The 15,554-nt window shown below is 70.7% G+C and carries 13 protein-coding genes; 6 read left to right on the top strand and 7 right to left on the bottom strand.

Features of this window, described 5'->3' with window-relative positions:
* Nucleotides 1-128: 128 nt before the first annotated feature.
* The 3 genes from FVE89_RS04005 to FVE89_RS03995 all read right to left on the bottom strand — a co-directional run bounded on the left by FVE89_RS04005 (nt 129) and on the right by FVE89_RS03995 (nt 4,685).
* Nucleotides 129-1,325: an acyl-CoA dehydrogenase family protein gene (locus FVE89_RS04005; protein WP_160532839.1), complete on the bottom strand. Its 1,197-nt coding sequence runs from the start codon at nt 1,323-1,325 to the stop codon at nt 129-131.
* A gap of 2 nt (nt 1,326-1,327) precedes the next feature.
* Nucleotides 1,328-2,512: an acetyl-CoA C-acyltransferase gene (locus tag FVE89_RS04000; RefSeq protein ID WP_160532838.1), complete on the bottom strand. Its 1,185-nt coding sequence runs from the start codon at nt 2,510-2,512 to the stop codon at nt 1,328-1,330.
* A 100-nt stretch (nt 2,513-2,612) separates the two neighbouring features.
* Nucleotides 2,613-4,685: a 3-hydroxyacyl-CoA dehydrogenase NAD-binding domain-containing protein gene (locus tag FVE89_RS03995; protein ID WP_160532837.1), complete on the bottom strand. Its 2,073-nt coding sequence runs from the start codon at nt 4,683-4,685 to the stop codon at nt 2,613-2,615.
* Between the two features lie 318 nt (nt 4,686-5,003).
* Between FVE89_RS03995 and FVE89_RS03990 the strand changes: the two genes are divergently transcribed.
* The 4 genes from FVE89_RS03990 (at nt 5,004) to FVE89_RS03975 (ending at nt 9,197) form a co-directional block, all read left to right on the top strand.
* Nucleotides 5,004-6,032 (top strand): nitronate monooxygenase family protein, encoded by a 1,029-nt coding sequence (locus tag FVE89_RS03990; RefSeq protein ID WP_342389980.1) that lies wholly within the window; start codon nt 5,004-5,006, stop codon nt 6,030-6,032.
* Between the two features lie 222 nt (nt 6,033-6,254).
* Nucleotides 6,255-7,010, top strand: coding sequence for an enoyl-CoA hydratase-related protein (locus FVE89_RS03985; protein ID WP_160532836.1), 756 nt, complete (start codon nt 6,255-6,257; stop codon nt 7,008-7,010).
* Nucleotides 7,007-7,822, top strand: a complete 816-nt coding sequence (locus FVE89_RS03980; RefSeq protein WP_160532835.1) for an IclR family transcriptional regulator — start codon at nt 7,007-7,009, stop codon at nt 7,820-7,822. Before FVE89_RS03985 ends, FVE89_RS03980 begins: the two co-directional genes overlap by 4 nt.
* Before the next feature lie 172 nt (nt 7,823-7,994).
* Nucleotides 7,995-9,197, top strand: coding sequence for a CaiB/BaiF CoA-transferase family protein (locus FVE89_RS03975; RefSeq protein ID WP_160532834.1), 1,203 nt, complete (start codon nt 7,995-7,997; stop codon nt 9,195-9,197).
* A gap of 12 nt (nt 9,198-9,209) precedes the next feature.
* On the opposite strand, the gene FVE89_RS03970 is transcribed toward FVE89_RS03975, so the two are convergent.
* Together FVE89_RS03970 and FVE89_RS03965 are read right to left on the bottom strand one after the other, a co-directional pair.
* Nucleotides 9,210-10,175, bottom strand: coding sequence for a GDP-mannose 4,6-dehydratase (locus tag FVE89_RS03970; RefSeq protein ID WP_160532833.1), 966 nt, complete (start codon nt 10,173-10,175; stop codon nt 9,210-9,212).
* Nucleotides 10,176-10,222: 47 nt separating this feature from the next.
* The gene (locus tag FVE89_RS03965) at nt 10,223-11,467 is read right to left on the bottom strand and encodes a complex I NDUFA9 subunit family protein (protein WP_246730484.1); all 1,245 of its coding nucleotides are present in this window, start codon (nt 11,465-11,467) and stop codon (nt 10,223-10,225) included.
* A 227-nt stretch (nt 11,468-11,694) separates the two neighbouring features.
* Here FVE89_RS03965 and FVE89_RS03960 point away from each other — a divergent pair, with 227 nt between their 5' ends.
* Nucleotides 11,695-11,901: a hypothetical protein gene (locus FVE89_RS03960; protein WP_160532832.1), complete on the top strand. Its 207-nt coding sequence runs from the start codon at nt 11,695-11,697 to the stop codon at nt 11,899-11,901.
* Between the two features lie 7 nt (nt 11,902-11,908).
* Here FVE89_RS03960 and FVE89_RS03955 read toward each other — a convergent pair whose 3' ends face one another.
* The gene (locus tag FVE89_RS03955; RefSeq protein WP_160532831.1) at nt 11,909-12,850 is read right to left on the bottom strand and encodes an MBL fold metallo-hydrolase; all 942 of its coding nucleotides are present in this window, start codon (nt 12,848-12,850) and stop codon (nt 11,909-11,911) included.
* Between the two features lie 205 nt (nt 12,851-13,055).
* On the bottom strand, nt 13,056-14,246 hold the full coding sequence (locus FVE89_RS03950; protein ID WP_160532830.1) for a murein L,D-transpeptidase family protein: 1,191 nt from the start codon (nt 14,244-14,246) through the stop codon (nt 13,056-13,058).
* A 454-nt stretch (nt 14,247-14,700) separates the two neighbouring features.
* Between FVE89_RS03950 and FVE89_RS03945 the strand changes: the two genes are divergently transcribed.
* Entirely contained in the window at nt 14,701-15,480 is a 780-nt protein-coding gene (locus FVE89_RS03945; RefSeq protein ID WP_160532829.1) for a methyltransferase domain-containing protein, read from the top strand.
* Nucleotides 15,481-15,554 lie beyond the last annotated feature (74 nt).

Raw genomic sequence — 15,554 nt, 5'->3', positions numbered from 1 at the left:
GGCGCAGCCGCCTCGAAGGAGCCCTCCAGGAAGCCCTCCAGGAATTGTGCGGCCGGCTGGAGGGCTCCTTCGAGGCCCGCTGGCGCGGGCACCTCAGGATGAGGATGTGGATGGGATGGACCCGGGCTTCACAACCCCAGAATGCCCTTGGCGATGACGTTGTGCTGGATCTCGTTCGAGCCGCCGTAGATCGAGACCTTGCGGTTGTTGAAATAGCTCGGCGCCGCCGCATCGACCCAGTCGAAGCCCCCGGGCAGGTTGTTGGCCCCGGCCCCACGCGTGGGCGCCGCGAGGGCGAAGGGGCCGGCGAGCTCCACCAGCAATTCGGTTGCCGCCTGCTGGAGCTGCGAGCCGCGGATCTTGAGGAGCGAGGAGGCCGGATCCGGCTCCACCGAATCCGCCCTGCCCTGCTTGGCCGCCACCCGCATCTGGGTGATCTCCAGCGCCTTCAGCTCGACCTCGACCTCCGCGACGCGGGCGCGGAAGGCGGGATCGTCCCACATCGTGCCGGGCCCCGCCGGCATCTCCCGGGCCAGCCGCTTGATCCGCGCGATCCGCTCCTTGGTCAGCCCGATCCGGGCGATGCCGGTGCGCTCGTTGGCGAGCAGGAATTTCGCGTAGTCCCAGCCCCTGTTCTCCTCGCCGACGAGGTTTTCGACCGGCACCCGGACGGCGTCGAAAAAGACCTCGTTGACCTCGTGCCGGCCCTCCAGGGTGAGGATCGGCCGCACGGTGATGCCCGGGCTCTTCATGTCAATCAGCAGGAAGGAGATGCCCCGCTGCTTCTTGGCCTCGAAGTCGGTGCGGACGAGGCAGAAAATCCAGTCGGCGTGCTGGCCGAGCGTCGTCCAGGTCTTCTGGCCGTCGACGACGTAATGGTCGCCGTCGCGTACCGCCTTGGTCTTGAGCGAGGCGAGGTCGGAGCCGGCGCCGGGCTCCGAGAAGCCCTGGCACCACCAATCGTCGAGATTGGCGGCGCGCGGCAGGAAGCGTTCCTTCTGGTCCTGCCGCCCGAAGGTCGCCAGCACTGGGCCGAACATGTAGCAGTTGAACTGCTGCGGCAGCGGCACGGCCGCCTGGAACAGTTCTTCCGTATAGATGTAGCGCTGGATCGAGCTCCAATCCCGGCCGCCCCATTCCTTCGGCCAATGCGGCACCGCCCAGCCCTTGGCGTTGAGGATCCGCTGGCTCGTGACGTAATCCGCCTTCGAGAGGCTGCGCCCCTCCGAGACCTTCTTCCGGATCTCGGCCGGGATTTGTTCGCGACAGAAGGTCCGGACCTCGTCGCGGAACGCGATCTCTTCCGGCGTGAAGCGGAGATCCATCGTCAGCCCCCGATCTCGAACAGGCCGGCGCAGCCCTGGCCGCCGGCGACGCACATGGTCACGACGGCGTAGCGCGCCCCGCGGCGGCGGCCCTCCAGCAGGGCGTGGCCCACGAGCCGCGCCCCCGACATGCCGAACGGGTGGCCGACCGAGATGGCGCCGCCGTTGACGTTGACCTTCTCGGGGTCGATCCCGAGCCGGTCGCGGCAATAGACCGATTGCGACGCGAAGGCCTCGTTCAGCTCCCAAAGGTCGATGTCGGAGACCCGCAGGCCCTGCCGCTCCAGCAGCCGCGGCACCGCGAAGACCGGGCCGATGCCCATCTCGTCCGGCCCGCAGCCCGCCGAGGCGAAGCCCCGGAAGATCCCGAGCGGTTCGAGGCCCCGCCGCGCCGCCTCTTCGGCCGACATCAGCACGCTGGCCGAGGCCCCGTCCGAGAGCTGGCTGGCATTGCCGGCCGTGATGAAGGCCCCCTCCCCGCGCACCGGCTTGAGCTTGGCAAGGCCCTCCAGGGTCGTGTCCGGCCGGTTGCCCTCGTCCTTGGCGAGCCGGGTCTCGACCTCCCGGGTCTCGCCGGTGGCCTTGTCGGTCACCGCCATCACGGCGCTCATCGGGACGATCTCGTCGTCGAACAGCCCGCGTTCCTGCGCTGCCGCGGTGCGGCGCTGGCTCTCCAGGGCGAATTGGTCCTGCGCCTCGCGGGAGATGCGGTAGCGCTCCGCCACGATGTCGGCGGTCTCGATCATCGGCATGTAGATCGCCGGCAGGTGGGCCTCCAGCCATGCGTTGCGGGTCAGTTCCCGCTGGACCTTCGGCTGGACGAGGCTGATCGACTCGACGCCGCCCGCCAAAGCCACCGGCACGCCGTCGAGGACGATCCGCCGGGCCGCGCTGGCGATCGCTTCCAGGCCCGAGGCGCAGAAGCGCGAGACGGTGACGCCCGCCGACGCGACCGGGATACCCGCCACGAGGGCGGCGTGCCGGGCGACGTTGCCGCCGGTGGCGTTCTCGGGATAGCCGCAGCCGAGCACCACCTCCTCGACCGCCTCCGGCTCCAGGCGCGCCCGGTCGAGGGCCCCGCGGATCGCGTGGGCGGCGAGGTCGGCACCGGAGGTGAGGTTCAGCGCACCGCGATGCGCCTTGCCGATGGGCGTGCGGGCGGTCGCGACGATCACCGCATCGGTCATGACGGGTTCCTCCGGGGTTTCCAAAGGGCGTCACGCCCTTTGGTGGGGTGTCGGGGCGGAGCCCTGACGAATGCGACCTCGGCCGCCAACCGGCCCGGCATCAGGCCGCCTTCCAGTCGGCGAAGCGGCCGCCCTCGGCGGCGAGGCGCTTCAGCAGCGGCGCCGGCTCCTGGCTGTCGTCACCGGTCTCGGCCGCGAAGCGCGTCAGCGCCTCCGCGATGGTCTTCAGCCCGACCGTATCGGCCCAGTGCATCGGGCCGCCGCGCCACGCGGGCCAGTTGTAGCCGTTGATCCAGATCGTATCGATGTCGCTCGGACGGGCGGCGATGCCCTCCTCCAGGATCCGCGCGCCCTCGTTGACCATCGGGTACATCAGCCGCGCCACGATTTCTTCTGGAGTGAAGCTGCGGCGCGCGATGCCGTGCTCCGCGGCGACCCGCGCGATCAGCGCCTCGACCTCCGGGTCGCGGGTGCCGGCGCGGGCGCCGTCCGGGTAGAGATAGAAGCCGCGGCCGGTCTTCTGGCCGTAGCGTCCCATCTCGGCGAGCGAATCGGCGACCGGCGCCCGGCCGCCGAAATCCTTGCGCGAGCGCCAGCCGATATCGAGCCCTGCGAGGTCGCCCATGGCGAAGGGGCCCATCCGGAAGCCGAAACGGGTCACCGCCGCATCAACCTCGTGCGGCAGCGCCCCTTCGAGCAGCAGGCGCTCCCCGGCCCGGCTGCGACGCTCCAGCATGCGGTTGCCGACGAAGCCGAAGCAGACCCCCACCGTCACCGGCAGCTTGTTGAGGCGCTTAGCCAGGTCCAGGGCGGTGGCGAGCACGTCCGGCGCGGTTTTTTCCGCACGGACCACCTCGACGAGGCGCATGACGTTGGCGGGGCTGAAGAAGTGCAGGCCGAGCACGTCCTGCGGCCGGTTCGTCACCGCCGCGATGGCGTTCACGTCGAGATAGGAGGTGTTGGTGGCCAGGATCGCGCCGGGCTTGGCGACGGCGTCGAGCCGCGAAAAGATCTCGCGCTTGACGCCCATGTCCTCGAAGGCTGCTTCGATGACGATGTCGGCGTCCTTTGCGTGCTCCAGGCCGATCGCCCCGCTGATCCGGCCGATCCGCTCGTCGCGCTGCGCCTCGGTGATCGAGCCGCGCTTGGCCGAACCGGCATAGAGTCCCCTCACACGGTCGAGGCCGCGGGTAAGCGCCCCCTCCTCCGTCTCGATCACCGTCACCGGGATGCCGGCATTGGCGAAGCACATGGCGATGCCGCCGCCCATCGTGCCCGCGCCGATCACCGCGGCCGTGTGGATGGGGCGCCGCGGCGTGTCCTTCGGCAGGCCCGGAACCCGGGCGGCCTCGCGCTCGGCGAAGAAGGCGTAGCGCAGGGCCTTCGAGCGCGGATCCTCCACCAGGGTGCGGAACTCGGCCCGCTCGACCGCCACGGCGGCGTCGAAACTTTTCGGGTCCAGGCCGGCGCGCACGGCCCGCACGAGGGCGTGGACGTTGGTGGCGTCGGGGTCGCGCATCGTGGCCGCGGCGGCCAGGGCCTCGAATGCCGCGCGCGTCTCCGATGTGAGCTTATCCGACCGGTCCCGCACCCGCGGCAGGGTGCCCGAATCGGCGATCTCCAGGGCGCGGGTGCGGGCGGCCGCCACGAGGTCGCCGAGCACCACCGCATCGACGATCCCGAGCGAAGCCGCCTTCTCGGCCGAGACCGGCTCGCCGGTGAGCATCATCGAGAAGGCCGCGTCGGGCCCGATCAGGCGCGGCAGGCGCTGTGTGCCCCCCGCCCCCGGGATGATCCCGAGCTTGATCTCCGGCAGGCCGAGCTTGGCGGCGGGCGCCGCGACGCGGCCGTGGCAGGCCATCGCCAGCTCCAGGCCGCCGCCCAATGCCGCGCCGCCGATCGCCGCCACGACGGGCTTCGGGCTCGCATCGAGGCGGTCCAGGATGTCGGGCAGGCTCGGCGGCTGCTGCGGCTTGCCGAACTCGGTGATGTCGGCCCCGCCCACGAAGACCCTGCCCTCGGCGGCCAGCACGATGGCACGGACCGACGCGTCCGCGATGGCCTGTTCCAGGGCCCCGTCGAGGGCCGCCCGCAGCGCAGCGCCGAGCGCGTTGACCGGCGGGTTGGCGAGCGTGAGCACGGCCACGCCGCCATCGACCTCCTGACGAACCACCCTGGACTCCCTCTCGTATTCTGCAATGCAGAACTACGGTCTGCTTGTTGGTCCGATGTTGGTCGGTGGCGCCGATCACGTCAAGGTGACGCGATGACAATCGAGGGGCCGGCCGAGTTATTCTGCAATGCAGAACAGCTCGTGCCGACAGGTTTGACCACGGCCCGGGCGCCATGCCATCAAAACCGCGTTGAACAAGACTCGGTTGCGTGTGCCGTCGGGCGATCGCGGGCCGGGCTCGGAACCAGGGGGGAGAGGCACCGTGCGTGGCATCGATCGGAGCGTGAGCGCCCGTCAGGCTCGGGCGGGGAGCGGGCGGTGAGCGACGGTCCCGAGCAGGCCTCTGAGCAGCCCTCCAGCGGGCGCCTGCCCGAAATCCTGCGCGGCCGGCTCGCCCTGCCGGTGATCTGCGCGCCGATGTTCATCGTCTCCGGGCCGGAGCTGGTGATCGCCCAGTGCCTGTCGGGGGTGGTCGGCTCCTTCCCGGCGCTGAACGCCCGGCCGGCCGAGCTGCTGGACGTGTGGCTCACGCAGATCGCGCAGGCACTCGCGCAGGCCCGGGCAGCGGATCCTGCGAAAAAAATCGCGCCCTTCGCGGTGAACCAGATCGTCCACGCCTCGAACGACCGGCTGGCGCAGGATGTCGAGACCTGCGTCCGGCACCGGGTGCCGATCATCATCACCTCGCTGCGGGCGCCGGACGCGGTGATCCGCCCGGTCCACGCCTATGGCGGCGTGGTGTTCCACGACGTCACCAATGTCCGGCACGCCGAGAAGGCGCTGGAGGCGGGGGTCGACGGGCTGATCCTGGTCTGCGCCGGGGCGGGCGGCCACGCCGGCACGCTGAGCCCGTTCGCCCTGGTGGGCGAGATCCGGCGGTTCTATGACGGGCCGCTGATCCTGTCGGGGGCGATCACGAGCGGCGCGGCGATCCTGGCGGCCCAGGCGATGGGGGCCGACCTCGCCTATATGGGCACCCGGTTCATCGCCACCCGGGAGGCGAACGCGGTTCCCGCCTACAAGGACATGATCGCCGGCAGTGCGGCGTCCGACATCGTCTACACCCCTTACTTCACGGGCGTGCCGGGCAATTACCTGACGCCGAGCATCCGCGCCGCCGGGCTCGATCCCGACGCGCTGCCCGTGCGCGACAAGACTGCGATGAATTTCGGCAGCGGCAGCGTGAAGGCGTGGCGGGATGTCTGGGGGGCCGGCCAGGGGGTCGGCACCATCGCGGACGCGCCGGCCACCGCCGACCTCGTCGCGCGGCTCGCCCGGGAATACGCGGCGGCGCGGGCGCGGATGGGTGGGGTATCGGCGGAGTATGCGGGGGAGGCCGCTCCGTGAGCGTTCGGGTCGCTCCTTTCTCCCCCTTGCGGTTGCGGATTCGCACATCTTGTTCGGCGAACAGGCGCAAACAGCTTCGCATCTCTCCCTCCCCCCTCTGCGGGGGGAGGGAGACCCGCGCAGCCCGCTCGTATCCCTCGTTCCGATCCGGTCGGGTGAGCATCGGACCCCGCACGGGGAAGCGGAGAGGCGTTCCGCTGCAGAAAGCCGTCGGCCCGACCGATGCCTGAATCCGCCCCCTCGACCATCCGCCTCGCCGATCCGGAGCCCGGGATCCGGCTCGTCACCATCGACCGGCCGGAGCGGCGCAACGCCCTCGACCGCGCCGCCTATGCGGGGCTGACCGACGCCTTCCGGGCAGCCGCCGGGGACGAGGGCGTCGCGGCCGTGGTGCTCACCGGCGCGGGCGGCTGCTTCACGGCCGGCAACGACCTCAGGGATTTCCAGGATGTCGAGACCGGGGGTGACAGCCCCGGCCTGACCTTCCTCAAGGCCCTGCGGGCCTGCCCGAAGCCGGTCGTGGCGGCGGTGGAGGGCCACGCGGTCGGCATCGGCACGACGCTCCTCCTGCACTGCGACCTCGCCTATGCCGGGGTCGGCGCCCGGTTCCGCCTGCCCTTCACGGCTCTGGGCCTCAGCCCCGAGGGCGGGTCGAGCTACCTGCTGCCGCTGACGGCCGGATCGAAGCGCGCCGCCGAGCTGCTGATGCTCGGCGAGCCGTTCACGGCCGCGGACGCGGTGTCGGCCGGCCTCGTCAACGCCGCCGTGCCGGAGGGGACGGCGCTGGAGGTGGCCCTCGCCAAGGCCCGGTCGCTCGCCGCCCTGCCCCGGGCCGCGGTCGCCGCCACCAAGCGGGCCCTGCGCCGGGGCCAGGACGAGGCCGTCGCCCGCGCCCTCGCCGAGGAGACGGAGGTGTTCCACGCTCTGCGCCGCGGTCCCGAGGCGCAGGCGGCCTTCGCGGCCTTCCTGCGCCGATGACGGCCGGAGAGACCCGGCTGGCCGAGCCCGATGCCGCCGGGTCGGGCCCCAAGGAGGACCGCCACTTCGTCACGGCTTTGGCCCGGGGGCTCTCCGTGCTCGCCTGCTTCGGCCCGGGCCGGACGAGTCTGGCCAATCACGACATCGCCGAGGCCTGCGGCCTGCCGCGCTCCACCGTGTCGCGGCTCACCTACACGCTGACCAAGCTCGGCTACCTGCAGCACGAACCCGTGCTCGGCCGCTACCGGCTCGGCACCGCGACGATCGCGCTGAGCTCCGCGGCGCTCGGTGGGCTCGACGTGCGGGCCATCGCCCGGCCGGTCCTGCGGGCGGTGGCGGAGGCGGCCAACGCCTCGGTGGGGCTCGGCGTGCGCGACCGGCTCAGCATGCGCTACGTCGACTGCCAGCGCGGCCCGGCGGCGATCTCGCTCAATCTCGATACCGGCTCGCGCATCTCGCTCGCCCGCAGCGCCATGGGCCGGGCCTACGTGGCGGTCTGCCCCGACCGGGAGCGGGCGGGCATCTACGAGGACCTGGAGGCGCTGGATCCCGTGGCGTGGCCGGCCCTGCGGGCCAGCCTCGACCGGGCGGTGGCCGAGCACCGGGAGATCGGCTGCTGCACCTCGTTCGGCGAGTGGCAGGAGACGGTCTGCGCCATCGCGGTGGGGTTTTATCCCGGCGGCGGCCTGCCGCCCATGTCGGTCAATTGCGGCGCCCCCACCGTCATCACCGACGCGCGCTTCCTCCTGGACGTGGCGCGCCCGAAGCTGATCGAGGCCGTGCGCAGCCTCGACGGTGTCATGGGAGCTTGAGCCGTGAAGACGGGGTTTGCAAAGGGCGAGCCCTTTGGCGGGGTATCGGGGCGGAGCCCCGATGTCGGGCAAAGCCAGCCACCAGGGCTCTGCCCTGGACCCGCAAAAGGTCGAAGACCTTTTGAAACCAGGACTTTCTCGAGCCAAGACCCCCGTGCCGAGGACCTTCCCGATGGATGCTGATCCGGCTCACGATCTGCCGCTCGCCGGGATCCGGGTGCTCGACCTGTCCCGGGTGCTCGCGGGTCCCTGGTGCGCGCAGGTGCTGGGCGACCTCGGCGCCGACGTGATCAAGGTCGAGCACCCCGAACGCGGCGACGACACCCGCGACTGGGGCGTTCCGACCAGCCCCGGCAACACCTCGTATTTCGACAGTGTGAACCGCAACAAGCGCTCGATCGGCGTCGATCTCGCCACGCCGGAGGGGTTGGCGATCGTGAAGGCGTTGGCCCGCGAGAGCGACGTGCTGGTCCAGAACTTCAAGACCGGCGGGGCCGAGAGGCTCGGCCTCGGCTACGCGGACCTGTCGGCGGAGAATTCCGGGCTGATCTACTGTTCGATCGCCGGCTACAGTTCCGACGGATCGGAGGCCGGACGGCCCGGCTACGATCTCGTGGTGCAGGGCGAATCCGGCGTGATGGCGCTGAACGGCGAGGCCGGGGGGCCACCCCTGAAGTTCGGCGTCGCGGCGGTGGACCTGTTCACCGGCCAGTTCGCCGCGCAGGCCGTGCTGGCGGCGCTCTACCAGCGCGAGCGCACCGGGCGCGGCAAGGCGATCGACCTCGCCCTGTTCGATTGCGGCGTCGCGCTGACCTCCTATTACGGCCTGGAGGCGCTGGCCCGGGGCATCGACCCGCCGCGCTACGGCAACGCCCATCCCTCGATCGTGCCCTACGGGGTGTTCGAGGCCGCGGACGGGCCCGTGGTGATCACGGTGGGTAACAACGGCCAGTACCGCCGCTTCTGCGAGCAGGTGCTGGAGCGGCCGGACCTGATCGCGGATCCGCGCTTTGCCACCAACCTCGACCGCTCGAAGAACCGCGCGGCCTTCATCCCGGTGCTGGAGGCCGCGCTGGCGCAGTGGCAACGCGGCCCGCTGATCGCCCGGCTGCGGGCGGCCGGCATCCCCTGCGGCGAGGTGATGGGTCTGCGCGAGGCCCTGACCTGCGACCGCGCCCGGGAGGCCGGCCTCGTGATCGGCGGCACCGACAACGCCCACGTGATCGCCCCGCCCTACCGGCTCGACGGGCGGCGCCTGCCGGTGCGCCGGATGCCGCCCGCGCTCGGGGATTCGGGCGCGGAGATCCTGGCGGAGGAGCTGGATTATCCGGCTGAGGCACGGGACGCGCTCAAGGCCAAGGGGGTGGTGCGGTAGGGACGGCGCGCCTCATCCATCGTCGCGCGCGGCCGCCAGCCGCGCCCGGGCATCGTCCAGCACCCGGTTCACGGCCGCGTCCCAGGCGACCCGCGGCCGCCAGCCCGTCATGGCGCGCAAAAGCCCGGCATCGCCGGCCGCGATCGGGATCTCGGCCGGGCGCACCCGCTCCGGGGCGACCCGGATCTCGAAGGGCACGCGGGCCCGTTCCCGCAGATCTTCGAGCACGCTGGCGATCGTGCGCGGCTGCCCGGAACTGATGTTGAACACGCTGCCGTCCATCAGCGAGTCCGACTGGCCGATCAGGTCGGCATAGGCCTGCGCCACGTCGGCCACGTCGAGGAAGTCGCGATGGGAGGAGAGGTTGCCGACCTCCAGGCAGGGCGGCACCAGCCCGGCCTCGATCCGGGCGATCTGGCCCGCGAAGGAGGCCACCACGAAGCGCTCGTCCTGGCCCGGGCCGATATGGTTGAACGGCCGCAGCACCACGAGCTTCACGCCGATCCGGGGCAGGAGATCGCGCAGAAGCTGCTCGCCGACCCATTTCGACCGGGCGTAGGTGTTGCGCGGCAGCGGCTCGGCCGCCTCCGTGAGGGCGTGGCCGGCCAGGAAGGCGCTGCCGTAGACCTCCCCCGAGCTGACATCGAAGAACGTGCAGCCCGGCACCGCCTCGACGGCGGCGACGAGGTTCATCAGGCCGTTGACGTTCACCCGCCACGTCTGCCCGGGGCCGCTCGCGGAATCCGCCACCGAGGCGAGGCCCGCCAGATGCAGGATCTCGGTCGGCCGGAAGCGGGCCACGAAGCCGCCGAGCGCCGCCTCGTCGAGGAGGTCGACGGTCTCGTAGGTCACGCCTGCCGGCAGCCGGGGCGCGCGGCCCCGGCCGATCCCCGCCACGCGATCGCCCGCCGCCGTCAGGAGCGGCAGGACGTGCCCGCCGACGAAGCCGGCAGCCCCGGTGACGAGGATGCGCCTCACGTCTTGGCCGTGGCGGCGCGGGGCGCGGGCGCGATGCGGCTCACCATCTAGGCCGGGTTCCTGGTGCCCCAGCGCACCCCCATGCCCCCCTGGCGGCCGCCCGGCGAGCTGCCGGCATCGGCACCGATCGCGGGACCCGAGGCGGTCTGAGGCCGATGCTGGGAGCTCGACGCCAGCGTCCGCGGTGCCATCGTGTCGGGCACCTCGGACAGGGGCTCCTGGTCCCGCTCGGTGGCGAACTGGCCGGCCTTGCGGTAGGTCCAGAGGTAGCCCGGCACCACCGCCTCGGCGGCGGTCGGGATGATCCCGAGCCCCTCGAAGGTGCGGCCCTCGGCCTTCGCGCTGTCCGAGACGACATTGTCGTTCTGGAGCAGGATCACCTGATCGCGGGTGAGCTTGAGCGTGTCGGGCAGGAGGCCGAAGGTCAGGGTGTCGGCGATTTCGAGAAGCCGGGCCTGGAGCTTGGCGGCCGGCAGGGGCAGATCGACCACGACGCGTTTGCGCCGGATGGTCTTGAGCATGTAGCGCACGAAATGCTCCAGCGTACCGACCTCCGGGCCGCCGAGCTCGTAGACCTTCCCACCCGGCACGGTGCCGTCGACCGCGCGGGCGATCGCCTCGGCGACGTCCCCCACGAAGGCCGGCTGGAAGCGCGACTGGCCGCCGGCCAGCGGCAGGACCGGGAGCGCCCGGGCGAGCCCCGCGAAGCGGTTGAAGAAGCCGTCGCCCGGCCCGAAGAGCAGCGAGGGCCGGAACACCACCGCGTCCGGGCAGGCGGCGAAGACCTTCGCCTCGCCCTCGGCCTTGGTGCGGGCATAGAGCGACGGCGAGGCCGGGTCCGCCCCGATCGCCGAGACATGGATCATCCGGGCGCCCTGCCGGGCCGCCGCGCGGGCGATCGTCTCGGCCCCGTCGACCTGCAGCCGCGCGAAGCTCTGGGATCCGGTCTCCTGCAGGATGCCGACGAGGTTGATCAGCACGTCCGCGCGTTCGGCGGCGCGGTTCACCGAGTCGGGGTAGCGCAGGTTCGCCTGCACGGCCACGATCTGGTTGACCTGTCCCAGGGGCTGCAGGAACAGGGCGAGGTCCGGCCGCCGCACCGCGACGCGGATCCGGTAGCCGCGCTTGGCCAGCGCCCGGACCACGTGCCGGCCCAGGAAGCCGGATCCGCCGTAGATCGTCACGAGCTGATCCTGCGGGCGCAGCGGGCCCGGCGTCACCGGGGCAGCGGCACTGCTGTCCCGGGGCGTGTTCGCGTTCGCGGTCGTGTTCGTGATGTCTGGGCCGGTCATCGCCGTGGTCTCGGGCTCCGCACGCGCCCCGGGGCGCCGTAACGGGGCCTACTTAGAGCGGGGGCCGAGGGCGTTGCAATCAGGCGCCGCGCGAAGATCGCGGTTTGGCCGCTTCCTGATGGCGAATGGCTCCGCCGGCGGCACGGAACGGCTGCCGGTTCCGCGCATTTCCCCGGTCTTCCGCGTCGCATCGGATGGTACGGGCGCGGTTCACCGGAGTGGGTGCGATGATTGTCGGGATGCTCGTCTCTGCGGCGATCGCCGTCTTCGGACTGCTCGTCGCCCTCGGCTGGATCGGCCACCCGATCGACGCGCAGCTCGTCAGCAACTACGGCTGGAGCATCCTGACCATCGGCGTCGCCCTGTTCGTGCTGTTCGGCTTCGGCCGGTACAACCAGGCCCGCAAGGCGCGCTCCCTGGGGCACTCCGCCTGAGGCGCGATCAGGCGACCCGGACCCGGCGGCGCACCTCGCGGGCCACGGCGGGCCGGCCATTGGCCCGGCGGCTCACGGTCCGGGGGGCGCCGACCGTGATGCTCTGGCATTCACGGGCGATGAAGGCGGTCGGCATCTCGGCCTGGAGATCGGCCTCCATGTCGCGCAGGGCCGTGTCGGAATGGGCCGGGTGCAGGTGGATGATGGCCAGGGCCTTCACGCCCGCGATCTGCGCCAGCTCGACGCCCTTCTGCCATGTGGAATGGCCCCAGCCCTGGCAGGTCGGATACTCGCCGTCGGTGAACATGCCGTCATAGACCATCAGGTCGGCCCCGGCGACGAACTCGGCGAGCGCCGGGTCGGGCCAGGGATCGCTGTGCTCGATGTCGCTGATCAGGCACAGGCGCCGGCCGCCATGCTCGAACCGGTAGCCCACCGAGCCCTGCGGGTGGTTCAGCGCGATCGTGTCGACCCGCGTGCCGTCCGGGAAGGTCAGGGGCTGGCCGGCCTCGAAGCCGTGGTGGTTGAAGGTGCAGCACAGCTTGTCGAGCGTAACCGGGAAGAGCGGCGGCGCGAACAGGCGATCGAGCGTCGGGCCGGCCGATTCGCCGCCGAGGTTGCCGCAATAGGTGTTGATCACCCGGTCGCAGTCGTGCACCGCGGGCTTGAAGAACGGCAGACCCGCCGTGTGGTCGAGATGGAGGTGGCTGAACAGCAGGTCGACTTCCCGGGGCAGGTCGGTCCGGTGGCCCTGGCCGAGGTTGTAGATCCCCGAGCCCGCATCCACGATGAACAGGCGCTCCCCGCAGCGCACTTCGAGGCAGGGGGTGCTGCCGCCGAACTCGGCGTATTGCGGGCCGCTGACCGGAGTCGAGCCGCGGACGCCCCAGAAGCGCAGTACGAGGTCCTGATTGGCCGCCTGAACGGTCGGCCCGCACGATTTGGACATGGCGATCACGAATCTGCGGACGTCGATCTCGATCGGTTACGATCGAAACCCCGTCGCCGTTCCGGGAAGAGTGCAACGATTACGGCAGGCCGACGGTTCATGAGTACCGCATGTCCCCTGCCGTACCATGAATTGGTGAGCCGCGTGCCGCCGTGATGTGCGTCTGCGCACACGAATGGGACCGCGCGACCGGCTCCTGCACGCGTCACGGGGTCTCTGCCGACGCGATGAGACCGGTCATCGGACCGGAGAGATTCGCGTGGCCGAGGGTGAGTCCGCCGAGGCCGGCGGTCAGCCAGGAGGGCAGGCCGTCGCCGTAACGCGTCGGGATCGGGCCACTGAGCGCCCCGAACGGATCCGCGGCGCGCGCGTAGACCGGGACGAAGCCGACCATCCGCCGGGGCGACAGGGCGGACTCCGCCACCCAGGCGCTCCAGACCGATTCCGGCACCGGACGCGTGGCGCGGTGACCCGGCACGACCACCACCTCCTGCCCGGCGAAGGCCAGGGCCTCGGGCCGGCTGATGTCGCCGACCGCGCCGCCCCGGGCCGTGTAGGCCGCCCAGAAGGCGTTCTGGCCCCCGTCGGAATAGGTGGTGCGCACGGCCGGCTCCCCCGCCTCGGCGAGCGCCGCGATCCGGGCCTCCTCGACGGCCTGGCGGGTCGCCACGGCCGCCTCGACCGCGGGGTTCTTGGACGGCGCGAAGGCGTAGCGGCCGGCCGCCACCGAGACCTGAAGCTCCTCGCGGCTCGCCTCGAACCGGTCGGATCCGGCCTTCAGTTCGCGCCAGAAGGCGATGTTCGGATCGGTCCGGTGCCGGGCCATGTTCTCGGCGGTCATCCGGAACGGGTAGGATTGGAACTGGAACGCCGCCTGGCCGCCCTTCAGGGCGTCGCGGGCGATGGCGTAGATCTCGCCGACCGTGCCGTTGGTCATGGCGAAGCAGCCCATCGACGAGCAGATGCCGTGGACCATCACGGCCGAGCCGGTGCCGCCATGCGCCCGGTCGTAGGCGTTCGGGTAGCCGACGTCGAAGGACAGGTAATAGTGCGAGTTCGGGTTCATCTGGCGCTTCGGCACCGTGTAGAATCCCTCCGGGGTCTGCCGGTCGCCGCTCCTGCGCTTGGGGCCGAGCTGGCCGGACCAGCGGCAGATCGGGAAGGACTTGAGGAAGACGTAGCCCGCCGGGCCCTTCTTCCAGACCTCGATCTCCGATTCCTTCTTGTAGGCTCGGAACAGCACCGGGGACGCGGCCGTGACGCCCTTCTGGGCCATCAGCGCGAGCGTCGCGGCCGGGATCGGCGCCTCGGCCTTGCCGGCCTGCGCGGCGGCGGGGTCCGAGAGCGTCAGGAGGGCGAGGCCGGCGGCGAAGGTGATCGGGAGCGTTCGAGGCATGAACCGTCCGGGCTGACGCGGCCGGGAAGGCGCCGGACGGGCGCGGCGGCCTGACGTGACGCGGTAATGCGGCATCCGTGAGGCTGCCAGCCCTGGGGCGCCGCTGCGATCGCGCGCTCTGCCCCTGCTGGTCTCGCGCATGGATCGCCATCCCCGGGTGTTCCGGGAGGTCTCGCGGCTTGCTGAAGGACGATGTGCGGGACGCGAGAGGCGCTTGGGTGAGCGGCGTGCTGCGGCCCGACGGGCGCCCTCGGCATCGGTCATGGGCAACAACCGCCGGAAGGCTTTCCAGCCCGTCGCGTGTGAACGGTTCCCAGACGTCTGCCTGGCGTTATGGCGCGCAGGGTGTCGTTCCAAGCAGAAGGTTGGGAAAAACGCGTCGACAGGCCTCACGATCCCGTGTAGCCAAGGATCGTTTAAGCTCATGCGTCAGTGTCGTGAAGGTTAAGCGTCTATGTCGATCGACAGACGACAAAAATTTCAGCGTTTCCGTCATATTCTGAAGCCGCCATACGACGCTGATGACTCGGCATCATTTCCAATATTTACGACGGACAAGCATTTCAATCTGGATGATTATGCGTCCGAGAGTGCAAATCACTCGGTGGACAGTTTCGACAATCTGGCAAAGGCTTTGCCTGACGATCTGTTTATGGATCTAGGCTGCGGCAGGCGCAGCGTCACCCTGGATAATGTTCTGTATGTTGAGGTCTATCCATCGGTTTCCGCGGATCTGATCGTTGCGCCGGACTGCCGTTACCCGATCCGCGACGAATCCCTGCGCGGCATCGGCTGCTTCGCTGTCCTTGAGCACACCAGACAGCCCTGGATTGTCGTGCAAGAGATGCGTCGGATGCTGAAGCCCGGCGGACAAGTCTTCATCGACTGGCCCTTCCTTCAACCGGTTCACGGCTACCCGTCGCACTTCTTCAACGCGACCCGCGAGGGGCTCACCTCAATCTTCGAGGATGAGGGCTTCACGGTCGATCACGCGTTCACCGGCGCCCATCAGACGGCTGCCTACAGCGTTCAGTGGCTGCTCGGCAGGTTCGCCCATCACCTCCGCCTCACCGGCGATGTCGAGCTGCTTCATGAATTCGCTCAGATGCGAGTGAGCGATCTCGTCTCGATGTCGCAGCAGGATCCGCTCTGGTGGAAGTTCCTCAACGCATTGTCGCCGGAGGGCTTCGCCGAACTGGCCTGCGGCAACATGCTCTTCGCCACCAAGGCTTAGAACGCGCTCCGTCGAAGCCGACAGGGGTTCGGCCTCCGCAACCGACCACCACGATCAGGATGTCGGGTTCCGAC

Origin of the sequence: Methylobacterium sp. 2A (assembly GCF_009806555.1) — a bacterium.
Classification (GTDB): Bacteria; Pseudomonadota; Alphaproteobacteria; order Rhizobiales; family Beijerinckiaceae; genus Methylobacterium.
Note: the sequence above shows the minus strand (reverse complement) of the source record. Positions and strands in the feature narration are given on the sequence as shown.